The organism is Mesorhizobium sp. M0166, assembly GCF_040322255.1.
In the GTDB taxonomy this organism is placed as follows: Bacteria; Pseudomonadota; Alphaproteobacteria; order Rhizobiales; family Rhizobiaceae; genus Mesorhizobium.
Genome location: NZ_JAMYTD010000007.1, coordinates 119,838 through 135,986 on the forward strand (window position 1 = coordinate 119,838; position 16,149 = coordinate 135,986).

Here is a 16,149-nt window from a genome sequence, read left to right on the forward strand (position 1 = left end):
CGAGAATCCTTGCCGTCCCCGCTTACAAGTTTTTTCATCACGAGGTTCGAATTGGAGTCACGTCGGTTGCCCCCAGCCGTTTCGATCAAGGGCTCCGGCTCTGAGCCGGCAAGCGCCCCTGTGAACATTAGTTTCCGCTTGACATATATCAAAAATGAATGAGACGATGTCAATCATACGGATTTCACATGTAGGGAGAATATGGAAACTCGGGACCTTCAGACCTTCCTTGCGGTTGCTGCCAGCGGCAGCATTACCAAGGCGGCTGACATGCTCGGGCGTTCCCAACCTGCGGTGACACGCACCATTCAGGATCTTGAGGCAGAACTTGGCTTCGAATTGCTGCACCGGGTCGGTCGACGGGTGCAGCTATCTGAAGAGGGTGTCGCATTTGAAGAAGAAGCGCGGCGACTGCTGATGTCCTTCACCGAACTCGCGGCGCGGGCCAAGATGATCGCCGCCGGCCGGGGTCGGATCCTGCAGATCGTCACAACCTCTGCGATCGGCACTGGGCTAATCCCGACGGCCATGGCCGAGCTCAACGGTATCGAGCTTCCGCACGAGACACATCTCGGACAGTTTCTTCCCTCCATCGTCGCCCAGGAAGTGCGCAGCGGTCGTGCCGAGATCGGGTTTTCGAGCCTGCCGCTCGATACGCCCGGCCTGGATGTCCTTCGGCTCTATTCGGCGCCCGATGTTGCCGCCGTGCGGGAGGACGATCCGCTGGCAGAACTTGATGTCATACCGCTTTCGGCCTTTGCCGGCCGTCGCGTCGCTACGTTGCTCAACCCGCTGCGTTTCCAACTGCACGTCTCCAAGGCATTGGCCGCCAGGGGCATCGACACCGGCCCAGTGATCCGGACGAATACTGCCTATGGCGCGTTGCAGCTTGTGCGCCGGACCGGCGTTGCCGCTGTCATTGATCCCCTCACCGCCTATGGCGTGGCCTTGCCTGGGGTCGCCATCCGCCCGATTGACGCGACCGTTCTCTTTTATTGGGGGGTTGTGGCTGCCGAAAAACGTCCCCTTCGTCCAGTCGCACAGGCGTTGATGGAGGCGGTCGAAGCGGTGGCTGAACGATCGATCGTCGGCTTCAAGAAACTCGATCCGGCCTTGGCCGGCCAATTGGTGACCGATCCTGCATCCGCCACAAATCACGGAACGGGAATATGAAGCATACCCCCACCGCGCCAATTATGACAGGTCTTGCCGCGCTCGAAGCACAGCTGGCGCAGGATCTCGACTTCCTCGAACTGCCTGCCAAGCCATGGGTCCCCGCGCGTTCGCATGATGGTGTTCCTGTCCGTGACGTCGTGGTGATCGGCGCCGGCATGTGCGGACTTGCTGCCACGGCAAAGCTGGTGCTGACCGGGATAACCAATGTCGTCGCCTATGATGCGGCTCCGGCCGGGCTCGAAGGACCATGGGTAACGTTTGCCCGCATGCAAACGCTCCGGTCGCCGAAGACCCTGCACGGTCCGTCGCTCGGCCTGCCGCAATTGACGTTCCGCGCCTGGTTCACGGCGCAATGGGGCGTTGAGGCCTGGCGGTCGCTGGACAAAATCCCCAAGGGCCAGTGGATGGATTACCTGGTCTGGTATCGCAAAGTCCTTGCTCTGCCAGTGCGCAACAGCGTGCGCATGACCGCCGTCGCACCGGTTGGTGATCTGATTGCGATCGATATCGAGGGCGCGGAATCCGGCCGGGTTTTCACCCGTCGTCTCGTTCTGGCCACCGGTCGCTCCGGTCTGGGCGGTTTTGCCGTACCCGATTTCCTCAACGGGATCGACCGCGCCTATTGGGCCCATTCTGCCGACGACATCGATTTCGATGCGCTGAAAGGCAAGCGCGTGGCGGTGATTGGCGCCGGTGCCTCTTCCATGGACAATGCTGCGACCGCACTTGAGGCGGGCGCCGGCTCTGTCGACATGTTGATCCGGCGCAAGCAAATGCCACGCATCAACAAGCTGACCGGCATTGGCAGCCCGGGTGTCGTACTCGGCATCCATGAACTACCCGACGCGTGGAAGTGGAAATTCTTCGACTACACCGCCTCAACTCAGACGCCGCCGCCGCGTTCTTCGACACTTCGCGTATCTCGCCACTCCAATGCTCGGTTCTTTCTCGACTGCGGCATACTCGCGGTAAAGGAAGATGCCGGGGACCTGCTGATCGAAACAACGCAGGGGCCGATGCATTACGACTTCCTGATCGCTGCAACCGGCTTTTCGAACGACTTCAGCGACCGCCCGGAATTTGCCGCGCTCGCCCCGCACATCCGCACTTGGTCGGATGGTCGATATTCACCGGATTTGGGACCGCCGCGTGCAGGCATGTCCGATGCTCCGGATCTTGGTCCCGCCTTCGAATTTCGCGAACGTGTCCCCGGCTCTTGCCCGATGCTGGCGGATATCCACTGCTTCAACGACGCGGCCATGCTGACCCACGGCAAGGTCTCCGGCGATATCCCGGCTGTCAGTGCCGGCGCCGACCGCCTGGTCCGCGGCATTACTGCATCGCTTTTTGCCGAAGACGTCGAAACCCACTTCGCCAATCTCATTGCTTTCGACACTCCGGAACTGCTGGGCGACGAATGGGTCGATTCAACTCCCTTGCTGCAGAAGGAGGCCGCGTTGTGATCGACGCGATGGACAAGGCTGCCGGCCTTTCACCGGATGATACCCTTTTCGCCGCAAGGCGGTTTCGGCCTGAATTCGTGCAGGGGGCGGAAGAATGTCGCCTCTCCGTACTGCAGCCAGCAAACGACCAAGGGCTTGCGCCCAATTTGCGGGTTGCTCTTGCCCGTCGCATGGCGGCCCTGAACGCCGATCCGATCCTGGTGGCCGAATACGATGTGCAGCTGGCTCAGCTTGGTCCGACTGACGAGCTTCTGGCCTTGGCCCAGGGGGAAACGGATTTGAATGAACCCCTGGCGACCATCGTTCGTCATGTTGACCTGGTCACCCTGACGCCGAAAAAGGCGGAAGCGAGTCATATTGCCCTCCTCGCCAAGGCCGGATTGAACAATCCTCAGATCGTCGCGCTCTCCGAGCTGATTGCCTTTGTCAACTTCCAGACACGGGTGGCGGCCGGCTTGCGCCTGATGAGGTCGACATGATTTCCTCGGTTCGCCTGAAGCCGTTGAATTGGCATCCCTACATCGCGCCGGTCGAGCTATCCGAGGCCACGCCGGAACAGCTTGACGCGATGAAGGTCACGCCATCGGCCAAGAAAGTTTCGGAATATGTGCGCACCCTTGCGCATGACCCAGAGAGCTATCTTGCCCGCACCATCTTGTTCAACGCAATCATGTATGTCGAAGGCGGGCTTGCTCGTCCCGACCGCGAACTTGGTGCATTGGGCGCCTCGATCGTTAATGGCTGCAAATTCTGTGCCGTAGTTCACGCCCGCAGGCATGCAGAGCTGACCAAGAGCGACGAAGTGGTCACCGCCCTGTATCTCGACAAACCTGAAGCGCTCGGCCCACGCGATGCAGCAATCTACAGCTTTGCCCGCCGCCTGTCGGCGGCACCGTCGGTAGCGACGGCGGACGATATCGCCGCGCTTCGATCTGTCGGCATGGATGAGCGCGAAATCATAGACCTGATCCACGCCATATCGATCTTCGGCTGGGCAAACCGGCTGATGCACGTTCTCGGCCATGCGGAGAGCGGGTGATGATTGTCGCATACGGTCAAGGCACTCCGTCCCATACTGTGAAGGGCACCAACCAGAATGCTTGAACTCAAAGATATAAAGCTGTCTTACGGAAGCACGCAGGTCCTGAACGGCGTCAATCTCTCGGTAAAGCGAGGTGACGTTGTGTCAATTATCGGTCCCAGCGGCACCGGCAAGACCACCCTGCTGAAATGCATCAACTACCTGGTTAAGCCGGCATCTGGAACCATCGCGTTCGATCAGATTCAGATGGATTACCAGCGCGCCGACAAGGCAGCCATCCAGGCGATCCGGCTCCGGACAGCGATGGTCTTTCAGCAATTCAACGTCTTCAAGAACATGACCGTCCTCCAAAACGTCATGGATCCGCTGGTCGTCGTGCAGCGCAAGTCCGCGGACGAGGCGCGGGAGATCGCCTTGCGGGAGCTCGAGCGGGTCGGCCTCACCCCGAAGCGGGACAGCTATCCCTCCCAGCTGTCGGGCGGCCAGCTCCAGCGCACCGGCATCGCGCGCGCCCTGGCGGTTCGTCCCGACGTGATACTCTTCGATGAGCCTACGTCATCGCTGGATCCCGAGCTCGTCGGTGAAGTTCTAAAGGTGATCAAGGATGTCACCTCGTCAGGGATCACTTCACTGCTTGTGACCCACGAGATGCAATTCGCAAAGAACATCTCCAACCGGATCGTTTTCATGGATCGTGGCGTGGTTGCCGCCGATGGCAGCCCGGCTGAAATCTTCGATGCACCTTCCAGCCCGCGACTTGCTCAATTCCTGCAGTCAGAACTTGCTTTTCAATAGCTCAACAAGAAGGGAACCTAAGAAATGTCTGCAATCACATCCAGTTTGTCCCGCCGCGCTGCCTTGGCTGTTGCCGGCGGCATCGCAATCGCCCTTGCAACTGTGGGGATCAGTCACGGCGAAACGCTCCGGACGATCAAGATCGCCACGTCTGCCGAATCCAAGCCGCTGGCATGGGGCGCGATCGGCGTCGAGCCGCAAGGCTATGAGCCCGATCTCCTGAGGGCGATCAACGCAAAGCTGCCGCAATACAAGTTCGAGATGGAAGGCGTCTCGGATATCGCGCAGGAAACTGGCCTCGCCACGGGCAAGTACGACATCGCGGTCGGTGGCTACTACAAGTCCCCCGAGCGCGCCAAGCAGTTCCTCATTCCGGAAAATCCTATGGGCGCCAGCCTGATGAAGATTTACAGCAAGAAAGACAGCGGCATTAAGGAAATGAAAGACCTGGTCGGCAAGAGGATCGTTCCGACCACGGCCGGCGGTGGAACCTACAAGTTCATCATGAATTGGCAGAAAGAAAACCCGCAATACAAGCTCGATGTTACGGCGTCGAGTGCCGGTATTCCCTACCCGAACCGGCTTGACGAAGTTCAGAATGGCAAGTTCGACGCTCTCGTCCTGCCGTCGAATCTCGGTGAGCAGACCGTCATCGAGCAAAAGAAACTCGATATCGTGGCGTCCGAACCAGTGTTCAGCAACAACACCTACATGCTGATCCACAGATCTGACGAGAACAAGGTTCTGGCCGACGATGTGAACAAGGTTCTCAAGGAATTGAAGGGCGACGGCACGATCGAAAAGCTCTCGCAGAAGTGGTTCGGCGAGGGCATCGTCCAGTACATGAAATAGCACGGCCGTCGACGACCATATTCGCTAGTCAGCGGCAAGGCTGAATTGCAAGAAGGAGCGTTTCAAAGTGGATGTATCTGCTATGATTCCCGAGTTGCTCTCGGCACTGCCGCTGACGCTCGCCATCACGTTTACAGCCCTCATTTCCGGGTTCTGCCTGGCTCTCATCGCGACAACCCTCCGGGTCCGCAGGGTGCCAGTCATCAGTCACCTGGTGGACCTCTACGTGTCCTATGCCCGCAGTGTTCCTGTCGTACTGCAGTTGTTCGTCGCGTTTTATGGGCTTCCGCTGTTGGTGATCCTGTTCGGCGCCAAAGATTTTATTTCGGCGACGATGGCTGCCATGGTGGGGTTGAGCCTCTACCACGGCGGCTATCTGTCGGAAGTTATGCGGCCTGCATACCTGGCCGTCGATCGCGGCCAGCACGATGCGGCCGACAGCCTTGGATATACGTTCCGACAGAAAATTACTCGCGTCGTCGGCCCGCAAGCGGTGCACTTCGCTTTGCCGGGCTATGGAAACTCCATCATCTACCTGATCCATAACGTTGCGCTGGTCATGTACATCGGGGCGGCCGACGTCATGGCGACCGCGCATCTGATCATGGAGCGCGATTACAACCAGTTCCAGTTCGAAACCTACCTCGTCCTGGCGGTCATCTATTCGCTGATGTGCCTGGTCGCATGGCTCATCGTGCGCTTCTTCGAGCTTCGATCACCGATGCAAGCGCCTGAGGCGACGACAACAACTCCGATCAAGAACCAGCTCCTCGCGAGCGTCTGACGTAAGGGTATTCAACCATGTTTGATACCGATATTTTGCTTCAGGACACGCAGGAAATTCTGAGTGCCGTACCCGTGACAATTGCAATGGCGCTCATGATTTTCGTCCTGTCGACGATAGTCGGCGGCATATTCGCGCTTATCGAATACAGACGGGTGCCGGTGCTGCGAGAGCTCATCATGACTTACAAGATCGTCTTCAAGGGCGTTCCGATGGTCATCGTGATTTTCCTCGCCTATTTCGGTCTGCCGCCCGCATTCCAGTTCCTGTTCTCATTGCTGGGGATCAACTTCAACGCCCACGAAACCCCCAATTGGGTCATCCTTGTAGTTGCGATTACCGGCTGTGTCGCCGCGTTCCAATCGGAGATTATCAAGGGAGCCCTGAATGCATTCGACACCGGTCAGTCGGACGCAGCCCATTCGCTGGGCTATACGGGCGGCCAACTGTTCCGACGTATCCTATTTCCCCAGGTGGCCCTCACGGCAATTCCTGACCTGACAACTTCGATGATGGTCATCATGAAGGCCCTTTCTCTCGGATTCGCCATCGAGGTTGTCGATATCTTCGCCCAGTCCCAGTTGACCGCCGCGCTGAACTACTACTACCTCGAAGCCTTCGTTATTGCCGTCGTGATCTATATGGTGATTGCCTATATCGTCACACAGATTGCCGACAGGCTGGAGCAGGCGCTGAGGGTGCGGACGTGAGGGCAAGTATGTGGGTCAGGATCGCCAAGCTTCGGATATCGAGCCGCACCTGGGAGACAATTCTTTTGGGGATGAAAAGCCCGAGGAGAACCTCAAATAGCCGATGTATGTACCGGTGATTTGACGCGATTCCATAGACAGCGGTCCGCCGCTATCACCATCCCGCGCCACGACGTGCATGCATAAGCGTTCGCCGTGCCCTATTCTGAAGCTCGAGCTTAAAGCGATCGAACGATCGTGCTGAGTGCTGCCTTCGGGAGCAACGCTCATCGGTTGCGCTGAGGTGCCCTCACCCGGGCCCCCACACGTGAGCGAGCGCGCTGCTTGTGGTCGTACTGTGGTCAAACTGCCGGGAGCATCTCCAAGAGCGACCGCGTTGATTAAGAAGCTAGCTAGGCCCCCAACGCGTTCCGACGCCCGGCCTCTTTTATAAGCGCCGCAATTCGGCTGGAGGGGCAAGGCAAAAAGTTCGAAAAGCTTCCAAGAACCCCCGTCGATCCCCAATTGTAGAACCGTAAAAAGACCGATTTGGACCGAATCTGACTTGCGCGCCGCGACGTGAACGGCGGCTTTGAGCCTCTTTGCGGGCAATGGGCACAGGACCTCGGGCATGACGAGGCGCACAAGCTGCTCAGCGATATCCTTGACCGAGAGAAGGCCCAACAAGACAAGTTGATGTCCCGGCCTTCGGAGGCGTCAACAGTCATCCCTTTGCTTCTTGGGGGCGGTTTCATCGGATTTACTCGGGCTGAACGTGACGGTCGCTCGACTTGCCGCCAACGGAGAGCGATGGTCGGGTGTGCTACTCAATGCGATCACTGGGAAGAAAGGTCATGACCGCGCTTGCCTTCTATTCCGTCGGAACATGGCGCGTTTGTCCTTCCACTCGTAGAGTGAATAGACGATCGGGATGAACCATGGCTTGCCTCGGTAGAACGGCACTGCCTTCGGCGGCGGATCGAAGTCGAAAGCCGATCGGGCCTTCTCCGTCTCGCCAAGAAGTTTGAAGGCTGCCTTCTTGCCGAGCCAGGGCGCCCAAACCACGCCAGAGCCGCAGAAGCCAGTGGCGTAAACCGTGTCTCCCAAAGTAAACATGCGTGGGATCATGTCTCGGTTCATCGCAACCTGCCCGAACCAGCTATGCGTAAGACCAATACCCGCCAGTTCGGGGAATATGCGGCCAAGTTCGGAGCGCAGGTGTGTGGTGGGGGCGAGCGGGTCCCCTTCCGTCGTGCCGTCGCGCCCGCCAAAGAGAATGCGTGAGCCGTCTGGCGATGGACGGTAGTAGTAGCTGAGCTGCCTCGTGTCGCCGTACATCATCCGCTTCGGCATCAGGCGCTCCATAACGCCGTCACCCAGGGGCTCAGTGGCGACGATGCGACTTCGTACCGGCACGAGTCGACGGCGAAGCCAGCGATCGAAGCCATCAGTATAGGCATTGGTGCACACCAGCACCTTCTTCGCAAACACCTCGCCGCGCGATGTGGCCACGCGCACGCCACCCACCTCCGCACTTGTCCCCAGAACCGCGGTGTTCTCATGGATGACCGCATCTGTCGCCTGGGCGACCCGCAGTATGCCGGAAAGCAGCTTGGCGGGGTGAAGCCCGCCGATATCCATGCGCACGAAGCCACCAGAGTAGAAGTCGGTTCCGATGTATCGCGGCACTTCCGCGCGGGCGACTGAATACGCCTCAATCCCGAGAAAACGTTGCAATAGCTCGGCGTAGCGGCTCAATTCGTCAGAATCGTGTTGATTTATCGCTCCATCGAAAAGGCCCGATAGGAAGAATTCGCACTCCACCCCCTCCTCTTGAAGGAAGCTCCAAAGATCCTCCCGGGCAGCCTGTCCTTCCATCAAGATGCCGTTGGCGCGAGCTTCTCCAAACCTCCTGATCAACTCTTTACGGCCCGGCCTGATGCTGCCGCTCGCCATGCCGCCGTTGCGGCTGGATGCGGCTTGCCCTATCGGCAACCGGTCGAAAAGCTGAACGCTGCGCTCGGCCCTTGCAAGCTCAATGGCCGCCGACAGCCCAGCATAGCCGCCGCCGACGATGGCGACGTCGCATCGAGGGGCCACCGGCCGCACCGGCAAGGGAGAAAAGGAGCAGTCGTCCCACCAATACGGCACGGACTTGAAGGGGCGTGTGGAATCTTCGATATCCATGGCGTGCATCTTGGTCCAATCAGCTCACAGGGGTTCCGCTCAATCGCGGGAGACCCATAGCTTTCGTGTCGTTTCGATCACCCGCCAGACCCCCGTGAACCCGGGATGCATCACGAAAGCATCGCCCGCCGCGATTCGACGTGGCTCGAACCCGTCCTCGATGAGTTCCGAGACCCCCGAAAGGATATAGCAGAACTCGAAGGTTTCGCCCTTGACGGAACGATAGGCGCCGGGCGTGACCTCCCATACGCCGGCCTGCACCTGTCCATCGGCGGTTTGCGCGATATCCCAAGTCAGAAAACGCGGATCGCCTTCCACGCGTCGTTCCGGCAGCGGTTCGCCTCTCCTAGGTTCGGGGAGATTGTCATGGTCGACGAAGGTAAGCTTTGACATGGAGGACCTTTCAGCGTGCGGAGCGCGTCTCGAAAGACAAGCGCCTTTCGATGACATTCAGAGCAGTCAGACAGACGACGTTGATCACGAGATAAAAGACGGCGGTGATGACGAAAATTTCCATGATAGCGAATGTCTCGCTCATCAGCCGTTTGGCATAGCCGGTGATTTCAAGGACCGTTATGGTGGAAGCTAGGCTCGATTCCTTGACGATAACGGCGACCTCAGTGCTGTAGGAAGGCAAGGCCTGCCGCAGCGCCAAGGGGAATTTTATACGCTGGAAGATCACCCACGGGGACATGCCGCAGGCCTCCGCCGCTTCGATCAGCCCACGCGGCAGCGAGAGGAGAGCGGTGCGGAAGATTTCCGCCGTGTAGGCACCCGTGTTGAGAATGACAGCGAGGATGGCGGCATGCAGACTGTCGCCGATCAGCCACCAGATGATCGTATTGTGGCGTATGAAACCGATCTGGGCGAGGCCGTAGTAAATGACGAAGATCTGCACGAGCATCGGCGTGCCCCTGAAAACCGCGCAATAGAAATCGGCGCATCTCCGGATCGTGCCGACTTGAGACGTGCGGGCTGTTGCCAACAGAATGCCGAACGGCAACCCAATGCCGATCCCGAAGATTGCAATCAGCAGAGTTGTCTTGGCGCCAACGAAAAGAAATGGAACCGCATAGGTAATGATGCCGAGATCCATTTTACCCTCTATCGAAGCCGCGATTGAAGTATTTTTCGGCGCGGTTGAACAGAACCTGGCTCACCGCGGTCATGGCAAAAAACATCGCGGCCGCAAGGCAATAGAACAGAAGCGGCGAACGGGTGATGCCGGCGGCGACCGCTGCTGTGCGCATCAGTTCCTGCATGCCGACGACGGAGACCAGCGACGTATCCTTGATCGTCATTTGCCATACGTTGTTGATCCCGCCCAGAGCAAGTCGGAGGGCAAGCGGCAGCGTCACGCGAAAAAAGGTCAAGCGTGGCGTCAACGAAAGCGATCGGGCCGCTTCCAGCAGGCCAACGGGTACGGCCTGCAGTGCGCCTCGTATGACTTCAATCGAGTAGGCGCACGAGATGGCGGCGATTGCGATAACACCGACAATGAGCGGATAGGCGTTTTCGGCGCTGTTCGCATAGCCGAACGCGGAGGCGATTTTCTGTACCCAATCGACCGAGCCGAAAAACAGGAGATAGATAACCAGCAGTCCCGGAATGCCGCGAATGACGATGCTGTAGGCATCGACAACCTGCGACAGGACAGGCAGCCGGCGCCAACGAAGGATGGCAAGCGGTATTGCCGCCGCCAGTCCCAGGACCACGCCGAGAAAACCGATCAGAACCGTAGTGCCGGCGCCGCGCAGCAGTGCAAGGGCCCAGCCCTTGTCCACCATCAGCACCCAAATCTCGTTCAACATGAAAAACATCCCGGGACCGTCGCGGCAAAGCCGCGACGGTCTGTTGGCTGTCGGAGGATCACTTCTTGCACGGGATGGTGTAGTCGTCCTTGAACCAGTTTTGCGAGGTCGCCTTTACTGTACCGTTGGTGATCATGTCACAGAGCGCGGCGTCCAGCTTGGCTTTGAGCTCGGTATTGCCCTTACGCAGGCCGACGCCCATGCCATAGCCCAGCGTTTCGTGATCGTCCGCACCGGTGACCTTGACGTCGATGCGGGCAAAGTTGGCTCCGTCCGGCGAGCCTAGGAAATCGACCCAGGTCGGGGAATCGCCAAAGGCGGCGTCGAGCCGGCCTGTCGCCAGATCGGAATTCTGCTGGGTAGTGGCATCGTAGGTCTTCAAGTCTGCGGTCGGAATATGTTTCTTGATGAACTGTGCGTAGGTGGTGCCGTTCACGACACCTATGGTTTTTCCGGCCAGCGCCTTTTCAATTTCCGCAAGGCTCTTCAGCCCGACGAGAGGAGAATCCTTGGGAACCACAAAATACTGGGGCGTGGTTGCGTATGGAATGGAGTAGTCGATCTTCTTCATTCTCTCGTCGGTGATGCCGAGACCCGAGATGATGACATCGAAGCGATCCTTGTCCATCGACGGAACCAGCGAACTGAACGTCTGAACCACGAATTTGCACTTGACCTTAAGTTCGGCGCAGATGCCGTTGGCGATATCGGCGTCGAAGCCGGTGACGTTGCCGTTGGCATCGGCCATGCTGAATTGCGGCGCATCGCCCTCGGTGCCGACGCGCAAAACGCCGTCCTCGGCCCGTGCGATGCCCATTGTTGTCGTCAGGATAAGGCAGGATGCGAAGACCGAGCGAAATGAGTTCTTTGCGAGCATGTAATTTCCCCTTTTTTTGCTTTTGGTTGATTGCCGCTATCAAGCGGCGGTTGAAATAACGCTGGAAAGGAACCGCTTCACCGCTTCTGATGCGGGACTGCAAAACAGTTCTTCCGGCACGGCATCCTGCTCAACGGTACCTTTGTGCAGGAATATCATTCGGTTCGACACCTCCCGTGCGAACCTCATTTCATGCGTGACGAGGAGAATGGTCGCCCCCTCGCCGGCAAGCGTTCTGATGACCTTCAAGACCTCGCCGACCAGTTCGGGATCAAGCGCGGAGGTTGGTTCATCAAAAAGCATCAGTTTAGGCCGCATCGCCAGGACACGCGCGATTGCCACGCGCTGCTGCTGGCCGCCCGAAAGCTGGCTTGGATATCGGTGGCGAAAGTCGGCCATGCCCACCTTCGAGAGGGCGGAGAGCGCTGTTTCTTCCGCTTCCCGCTTGTCCTGCCGCAGCACGTAGATCAGTGCTTCGGTCACATTTCCGAGCACGGTCCGATGGGGCCATAGATTGAAGCTCTGAAACACCATGCCGATGCGGCGGCGAAAAACCCTGATATTGGCCGCGTTGACGATTTCCGTTTCGTGGCGTTCGTTCTGGACGGCGGAAATCGCGTCGCCCATCACCTCGATCTCGCCCGAGCTCGGGGTTTCGAGGAAATTAATGCATCGGAGCGCGGTGCTCTTTCCTGAGCCGGAAGAACCAACCAGGGAAATGACCTCGCCCTGCCGCATCTGGAAGCTCACCCCGTTTAGAACGCTGGTTGCGCCGAAGGCTTTGCGAAGTTCGTGAACTTTCAGAACAGGGGCCACGCCGTTTCCATCCACTCCACCGTTGCTCCGCCGCTTCAACCTTCGATCGTTTGGGCGATCTCGTTTACGGCCGCCTTGGCGATCGAGACCATCTCATCGATTTCGGATTCCGTCATAACAAGGGGCGGCGCAAACCCTAGAATGTCTCCATGCGGCATGGCACGGGCAATGAGATTGCGGTCGCGCGCCGCCTGAGAGATGCGGACCCCGACCTTCAGGGTTGGGTCGAACGCCTCTTTGGTCTCGCGGTCCGCGACGAATTCAACAGCGGCCATCATGCCGACGCCACGCACTTCCCCGACAATCGGATTCTGCTCGAAGGCCGCCTTAAGGCTCTTCAGAAGGTAGGCGCCCCTGCTGGCGGCCTGTCCGGGGAGATCCTCACGCTCGACTATGTCGAGTACGGCATTCGCCGCCGCCGCCCCGATCGGATGCCCCGAATAGGTATAGCCATGCGAGAAGGGGCCGACTCTGGGCGTCGCCTCCTCCATGACTTGGTAGATTTCCTCCGAGATGATCGACGCCGACAGCGGCGCGTAGGCGGAAGTCAGCCCCTTGGCGACGGTAACCAGATCCGGTTCTATCCTATAGAGGTCCGAGCCGAACATGGCCCCGGTTCGGCCAAAACCGCAAATCACCTCGTCGGCGATCAGAAGCACGTCGTATTTCTTCAATACGACCTGTATATTGGCCCAATAGCCCGCTGGTGGGGGCGTGAGCCCGCCAGTCCCGAGCACCGGCTCGGCTATGAAAGCGGCGACGGTTTCGGGCCCTTCGGCAACAATCAGCGCCTCCAGCTCATCCGCGCGGCGCTGCGAGAACGCCTCCTCCGTTTCGCCCGGCAGGGCGCCGCGATAGAAATGCGGCACACCCGTGCGGAGGATGCCGGAAATAGGCAGATCCATATGATCGTGATAAAAACTCATTCCCGTCATCGAGCCGGATACCACCGAACAGCCATGATAGCCGCGCTCTCGGGCTATGATCTTCTTCTTCTTCGGCCTACCGCGCAGATTGTTGAAATACCAAACGATCTTGGCCTGTGTCTCGTTGGCGTCGGACCCAGAAAGCCCGTAGAAGACTTTCGACATGTTACCTGGCGCCATCCTGACGAGCCGATCCGACAGGCGGGCGAGTTCTTCGGTGGTGTGCGCAGCATAAGAATGATAGTAAGCCAGCTTATAGGCTTGGCGCGCAATGGCTTCCGCGACCTCAGTTCGGCCATAGCCGATATTGACGCAATACAGTCCCGCAAAGCCATCGATGTATTCCCGTCCGCTGGCGTCCCGGACGCGGACCCCTTTGCCGGTTTCCATGATCGTCGGCTCATTCGCGCCCGAAGCAAAATCTTTCAAATAAGTGAAGGGATGCAGAACCGAACGGCGGTCCATTTCGGCAATATCGGCAGTATTTGTCATCCTCGGATCCTCAAGCGGCCTCCAGGTCCATGAAATGCCAAGGGTGTTGAAACCTTTTCGCCCCTTGGCCGCAGCGACTGCGGCGTCCAGATCAAGCCCGTTACTGATCGCGCCCCGCGAGATTTCCCGCCCCGTCGCCGGATCGGCGTTCCCCATTTCTTCGGCTGCACTCTTCCAGGCTCCGCCAATGAAGAACTGCGAGCGCAGAAGCCCCGGACATTGAACCGGGCGAGCGCTGGTTGCGCCTTTGTTGCCGTATTTCGTTTTCCGTTCTCGACGACAGTCTTCATAAGCTAAGGCTATTGACATGAGACAAAGATTTTCGGCTTATTCGATCCAAAGTTCGCAGAAATGCTGCTTGTTTGAAGCCAATGCGAGGAAAACATGCGAACCTCTCTCAAGCTTGATCGGCTGGATTCTCGCTTGCTGAACATCCTGCAAACCCACAACCGCTCCAGCACGGAAGAGCTTGGGCAAATGGTCGGTCTCTCGGCAACGGCCGTCCAGCGTCGTCTCAAGCGGCTTCGTGACGAGGGTGTGATCGAAGCTGACGTCTCGATCATCAAACCTAAAATGGTCGGCCGCCCTGTTGCGATGTTCGTGCTGGTTTCGCTCGAGCGCGAACGGGCTGACATTGTCGACCGTTTCAAGCAATCGATCCGCCAGACGCCTGAAGTGATGAACGGTTACTATGTGACCGGGGAATCGGATTTCGTCCTCATAGTGACATCCCGAAGCATGGAAGACTACGAGGCCTTCACGCGGAAATTCTTCTACGAGAACCCAGACATTAAGGGATTCAAGACGATGGTCATCATGGACCGCGTGAAGGTCGGATTCTCCATGCCGATCAATTTCGACGATTTTAATAAGTGATGCCTTCGTTGGATGCCGATTGGCGGATCACAGAGGGTGGGCGCTAGCCTTCGGCCCAGGGGATTCGTGCTGACATTCACGACCAGGGAGGGCACGCGCCAGAACGTCGATGCCTCGTCAAATTCTTTCTAAAACCGAATTTAATGTCCCGAGTTGCCCTATAAGCGCACGCAATTCGGCCTGAGGCGCGACCCAGAAAGTTCGAAAAGCTTCCAAGAACCACAGGTAAACTGGACGCCGCAGCGGACAATGAGGTTCACGGATATCCCGGCGAACATCAGCAGAGGAGCGGTCAATATCGTCGGCAGAAGAGCGTCCGAAAAGGGCTGTCGGCGGTTCAATCGTGGGAACGAAAAAAGAAGAGAAGCAGAACTTTCATGTGCGATTTTTGCACACGGTGTCCCGCAACTATCTGATATTACTTATCTATCTGTCCCATCCATCATCGGCGCCACGGCAAGTTTGTGACGTAGCATATTCATTTTACTATTTTCTCTGTCTCAGTCCGTCCGATACTCCGTTCGAATGACAGAGCAATTTGGCAAGAGATGCACACCCAACTAAACCCGATATACGATTTTGCCGCCGCAACTGAAAGCAATTTGGTCACGTCACACACCTCGCTGTACGCACCAGTTAGACGCCTTCCATGGAACGATGAACCGCGTTGGCGGCAAACCAGTCAGCCAAGGCGAAGCGTGTTGCGGGCGATCTGCCACGCGGATTCGACATGCCGCCGCGCCGCCGCCTCCGCCTCGTCCGGCTTGCGCGACCGGATTGCATCCATGATTTCGGTCATTTCGGCGATCGCCGGCTCGCGGCGGTTCTCCGATGCGATCGTCATTGAGCGGAGCTGATTGATGCGGACATTCAGCCCCGTCACGATTTCCCAGGCAATGCGCTTGTCGGCGGCCTCGAACAGCGTTTCGTAGAACTTGGTCGTTGCCCGCATCACCTCGACAGGCGCACCGAACGCCCACGCCTCAAGCAGGTTCGTCAAGGCGTCATCGAGCAAAGCGATCTGCGCGTCCGTGGCCGTTAGGGCGCAAGCCCGCGCCGCGATGCCCTCGAGCAGCGCCCGCAATTCATAGATTTCGTCGGTGCGGCCGAGATCCGGCTTGGCCACGGCGGGTCCGTGGCCCGGTATCATCTGCACCAGGCCTTCCGCCTCCAGCTGCCGCAGGACCTCGCGCACGACGGAACGGCTAACCCCGAGCTGATCGCATAGCGGCCGCTCGACCAGCCTTTCACCAGGCTGGAAATGGAAGCCCATGATCGCTTCACGCATGCGCTCCAGCGCCAGCGTCCTCAGCGTCTTGGCAGAGCGGTCGATCCGCAGCGTATCGCCTGACATCTTCTCTCC

General features: G+C 58.5%; 17 protein-coding genes and 1 pseudogene. 10 read left to right on the forward strand and 8 right to left on the reverse strand.

What is annotated here, in order from left to right:
- Positions 1–201: 201 nt before the first annotated feature.
- The 9 genes and pseudogenes from NKJ46_RS11515 to NKJ46_RS11555 all read left to right on the forward strand — a co-directional run.
- Complete coding sequence (locus NKJ46_RS11515) at positions 202–1,173, forward strand: LysR family transcriptional regulator (protein WP_352664966.1); 972 nt, start codon at positions 202–204, stop codon at positions 1,171–1,173.
- Positions 1,170–2,639 (forward strand): NAD(P)-binding domain-containing protein, encoded by a 1,470-nt coding sequence (locus NKJ46_RS11520; protein WP_352664968.1) that lies wholly within the window; start codon positions 1,170–1,172, stop codon positions 2,637–2,639. Before NKJ46_RS11515 ends, NKJ46_RS11520 begins: the two co-directional genes overlap by 4 nt.
- Positions 2,636–3,118 (forward strand): CMD domain-containing protein, encoded by a 483-nt coding sequence (locus NKJ46_RS11525; RefSeq protein ID WP_352664970.1) that lies wholly within the window; start codon positions 2,636–2,638, stop codon positions 3,116–3,118. The genes NKJ46_RS11520 and NKJ46_RS11525 overlap by 4 nt, the downstream gene beginning before the upstream one ends.
- The gene (locus tag NKJ46_RS11530; protein ID WP_352664971.1) at positions 3,115–3,678 is read left to right on the forward strand and encodes a peroxidase-related enzyme; all 564 of its coding nucleotides are present in this window, start codon (positions 3,115–3,117) and stop codon (positions 3,676–3,678) included. Before NKJ46_RS11525 ends, NKJ46_RS11530 begins: the two co-directional genes overlap by 4 nt.
- A 57-nt stretch (positions 3,679–3,735) precedes the next feature.
- Entirely contained in the window at positions 3,736–4,476 is a 741-nt protein-coding gene (locus tag NKJ46_RS11535; protein WP_352664973.1) for an amino acid ABC transporter ATP-binding protein, read from the forward strand.
- A gap of 24 nt (positions 4,477–4,500) precedes the next feature.
- On the forward strand, positions 4,501–5,328 hold the full coding sequence (locus tag NKJ46_RS11540; protein WP_352664976.1) for a transporter substrate-binding domain-containing protein: 828 nt from the start codon (positions 4,501–4,503) through the stop codon (positions 5,326–5,328).
- 67 nt (positions 5,329–5,395) lie between these two features.
- A complete protein-coding gene (locus NKJ46_RS11545) occupies positions 5,396–6,112 on the forward strand; it encodes an amino acid ABC transporter permease (RefSeq protein ID WP_352664978.1) in 717 nt (238 codons plus the stop codon).
- Positions 6,113–6,129: 17 nt separating this feature from the next.
- A complete protein-coding gene (locus NKJ46_RS11550; RefSeq protein WP_352664980.1) occupies positions 6,130–6,822 on the forward strand; it encodes an amino acid ABC transporter permease in 693 nt (230 codons plus the stop codon).
- A 588-nt stretch (positions 6,823–7,410) separates the two neighbouring features.
- Positions 7,411–7,497: pseudogene (locus NKJ46_RS11555) on the forward strand (ferritin-like domain-containing protein); the annotation flags it as partial.
- 156 nt (positions 7,498–7,653) lie between these two features.
- On the opposite strand, the gene NKJ46_RS11560 reads toward NKJ46_RS11555, so the two are convergent.
- From NKJ46_RS11560 to NKJ46_RS11590, 7 genes are all read right to left on the reverse strand, one after another.
- Complete coding sequence (locus NKJ46_RS11560; protein ID WP_502903388.1) at positions 7,654–8,997, reverse strand: NAD(P)/FAD-dependent oxidoreductase; 1,344 nt, start codon at positions 8,995–8,997, stop codon at positions 7,654–7,656.
- Between the two features lie 30 nt (positions 8,998–9,027).
- Positions 9,028–9,381, reverse strand: a complete 354-nt coding sequence (locus NKJ46_RS11565) for a cupin domain-containing protein (protein ID WP_352643415.1) — start codon at positions 9,379–9,381, stop codon at positions 9,028–9,030.
- Between the two features lie 10 nt (positions 9,382–9,391).
- On the reverse strand, positions 9,392–10,084 hold the full coding sequence (locus tag NKJ46_RS11570) for an ABC transporter permease (protein ID WP_352664985.1): 693 nt from the start codon (positions 10,082–10,084) through the stop codon (positions 9,392–9,394).
- Between the two features lies 1 nt (position 10,085).
- Positions 10,086–10,799, reverse strand: a complete 714-nt coding sequence (locus NKJ46_RS11575) for an ABC transporter permease subunit (RefSeq protein WP_352664987.1) — start codon at positions 10,797–10,799, stop codon at positions 10,086–10,088.
- Between the two features lie 58 nt (positions 10,800–10,857).
- Positions 10,858–11,616 (reverse strand): transporter substrate-binding domain-containing protein, encoded by a 759-nt coding sequence (locus NKJ46_RS11580; RefSeq protein ID WP_352665119.1) that lies wholly within the window; start codon positions 11,614–11,616, stop codon positions 10,858–10,860.
- Positions 11,617–11,715: 99 nt separating this feature from the next.
- A complete protein-coding gene (locus tag NKJ46_RS11585) occupies positions 11,716–12,492 on the reverse strand; it encodes an amino acid ABC transporter ATP-binding protein (RefSeq protein WP_352643410.1) in 777 nt (258 codons plus the stop codon).
- A 35-nt stretch (positions 12,493–12,527) separates the two neighbouring features.
- The gene (locus tag NKJ46_RS11590; RefSeq protein ID WP_352664990.1) at positions 12,528–13,910 is read right to left on the reverse strand and encodes an aspartate aminotransferase family protein; all 1,383 of its coding nucleotides are present in this window, start codon (positions 13,908–13,910) and stop codon (positions 12,528–12,530) included.
- A gap of 384 nt (positions 13,911–14,294) precedes the next feature.
- Between NKJ46_RS11590 and NKJ46_RS11595 the strand changes: the two genes are divergently transcribed.
- On the forward strand, positions 14,295–14,786 hold the full coding sequence (locus NKJ46_RS11595; RefSeq protein WP_352664992.1) for an Lrp/AsnC family transcriptional regulator: 492 nt from the start codon (positions 14,295–14,297) through the stop codon (positions 14,784–14,786).
- Between the two features lie 682 nt (positions 14,787–15,468).
- Here NKJ46_RS11595 and NKJ46_RS11600 read toward each other — a convergent pair.
- On the reverse strand, positions 15,469–16,140 hold the full coding sequence (locus NKJ46_RS11600) for a GntR family transcriptional regulator (RefSeq protein ID WP_352664994.1): 672 nt from the start codon (positions 16,138–16,140) through the stop codon (positions 15,469–15,471).
- Positions 16,141–16,149: the final 9 nt, after the last annotated feature.

Coding starts and splice junctions, on each gene's coding strand:
- NKJ46_RS11515 (WP_352664966.1), top strand. CDS start 202: ATGGAAACTCGGGACCTTCAGACCTTCCTTGCGGTTGCTGCCAGCGGC.
- NKJ46_RS11520 (WP_352664968.1), top strand. CDS start 1,170: ATGAAGCATACCCCCACCGCGCCAATTATGACAGGTCTTGCCGCGCTC.
- NKJ46_RS11530 (WP_352664971.1), top strand. CDS start 3,115: ATGATTTCCTCGGTTCGCCTGAAGCCGTTGAATTGGCATCCCTACATC.
- NKJ46_RS11535 (WP_352664973.1), top strand. CDS start 3,736: ATGCTTGAACTCAAAGATATAAAGCTGTCTTACGGAAGCACGCAGGTC.
- NKJ46_RS11540 (WP_352664976.1), top strand. CDS start 4,501: ATGTCTGCAATCACATCCAGTTTGTCCCGCCGCGCTGCCTTGGCTGTT.
- NKJ46_RS11550 (WP_352664980.1), top strand. CDS start 6,130: ATGTTTGATACCGATATTTTGCTTCAGGACACGCAGGAAATTCTGAGT.
- NKJ46_RS11560 (WP_502903388.1), bottom strand. CDS start 8,997: ATGCACGCCATGGATATCGAAGATTCCACACGCCCCTTCAAGTCCGTG.
- NKJ46_RS11565 (WP_352643415.1), bottom strand. CDS start 9,381: ATGTCAAAGCTTACCTTCGTCGACCATGACAATCTCCCCGAACCTAGG.
- NKJ46_RS11570 (WP_352664985.1), bottom strand. CDS start 10,084: ATGGATCTCGGCATCATTACCTATGCGGTTCCATTTCTTTTCGTTGGC.
- NKJ46_RS11575 (WP_352664987.1), bottom strand. CDS start 10,799: ATGTTGAACGAGATTTGGGTGCTGATGGTGGACAAGGGCTGGGCCCTT.
- NKJ46_RS11580 (WP_352665119.1), bottom strand. CDS start 11,616: ATGGGCATCGCACGGGCCGAGGACGGCGTTTTGCGCGTCGGCACCGAG.
- NKJ46_RS11590 (WP_352664990.1), bottom strand. CDS start 13,910: ATGACAAATACTGCCGATATTGCCGAAATGGACCGCCGTTCGGTTCTG.
- NKJ46_RS11595 (WP_352664992.1), top strand. CDS start 14,295: ATGCGAACCTCTCTCAAGCTTGATCGGCTGGATTCTCGCTTGCTGAAC.
- NKJ46_RS11600 (WP_352664994.1), bottom strand. CDS start 16,140: ATGTCAGGCGATACGCTGCGGATCGACCGCTCTGCCAAGACGCTGAGG.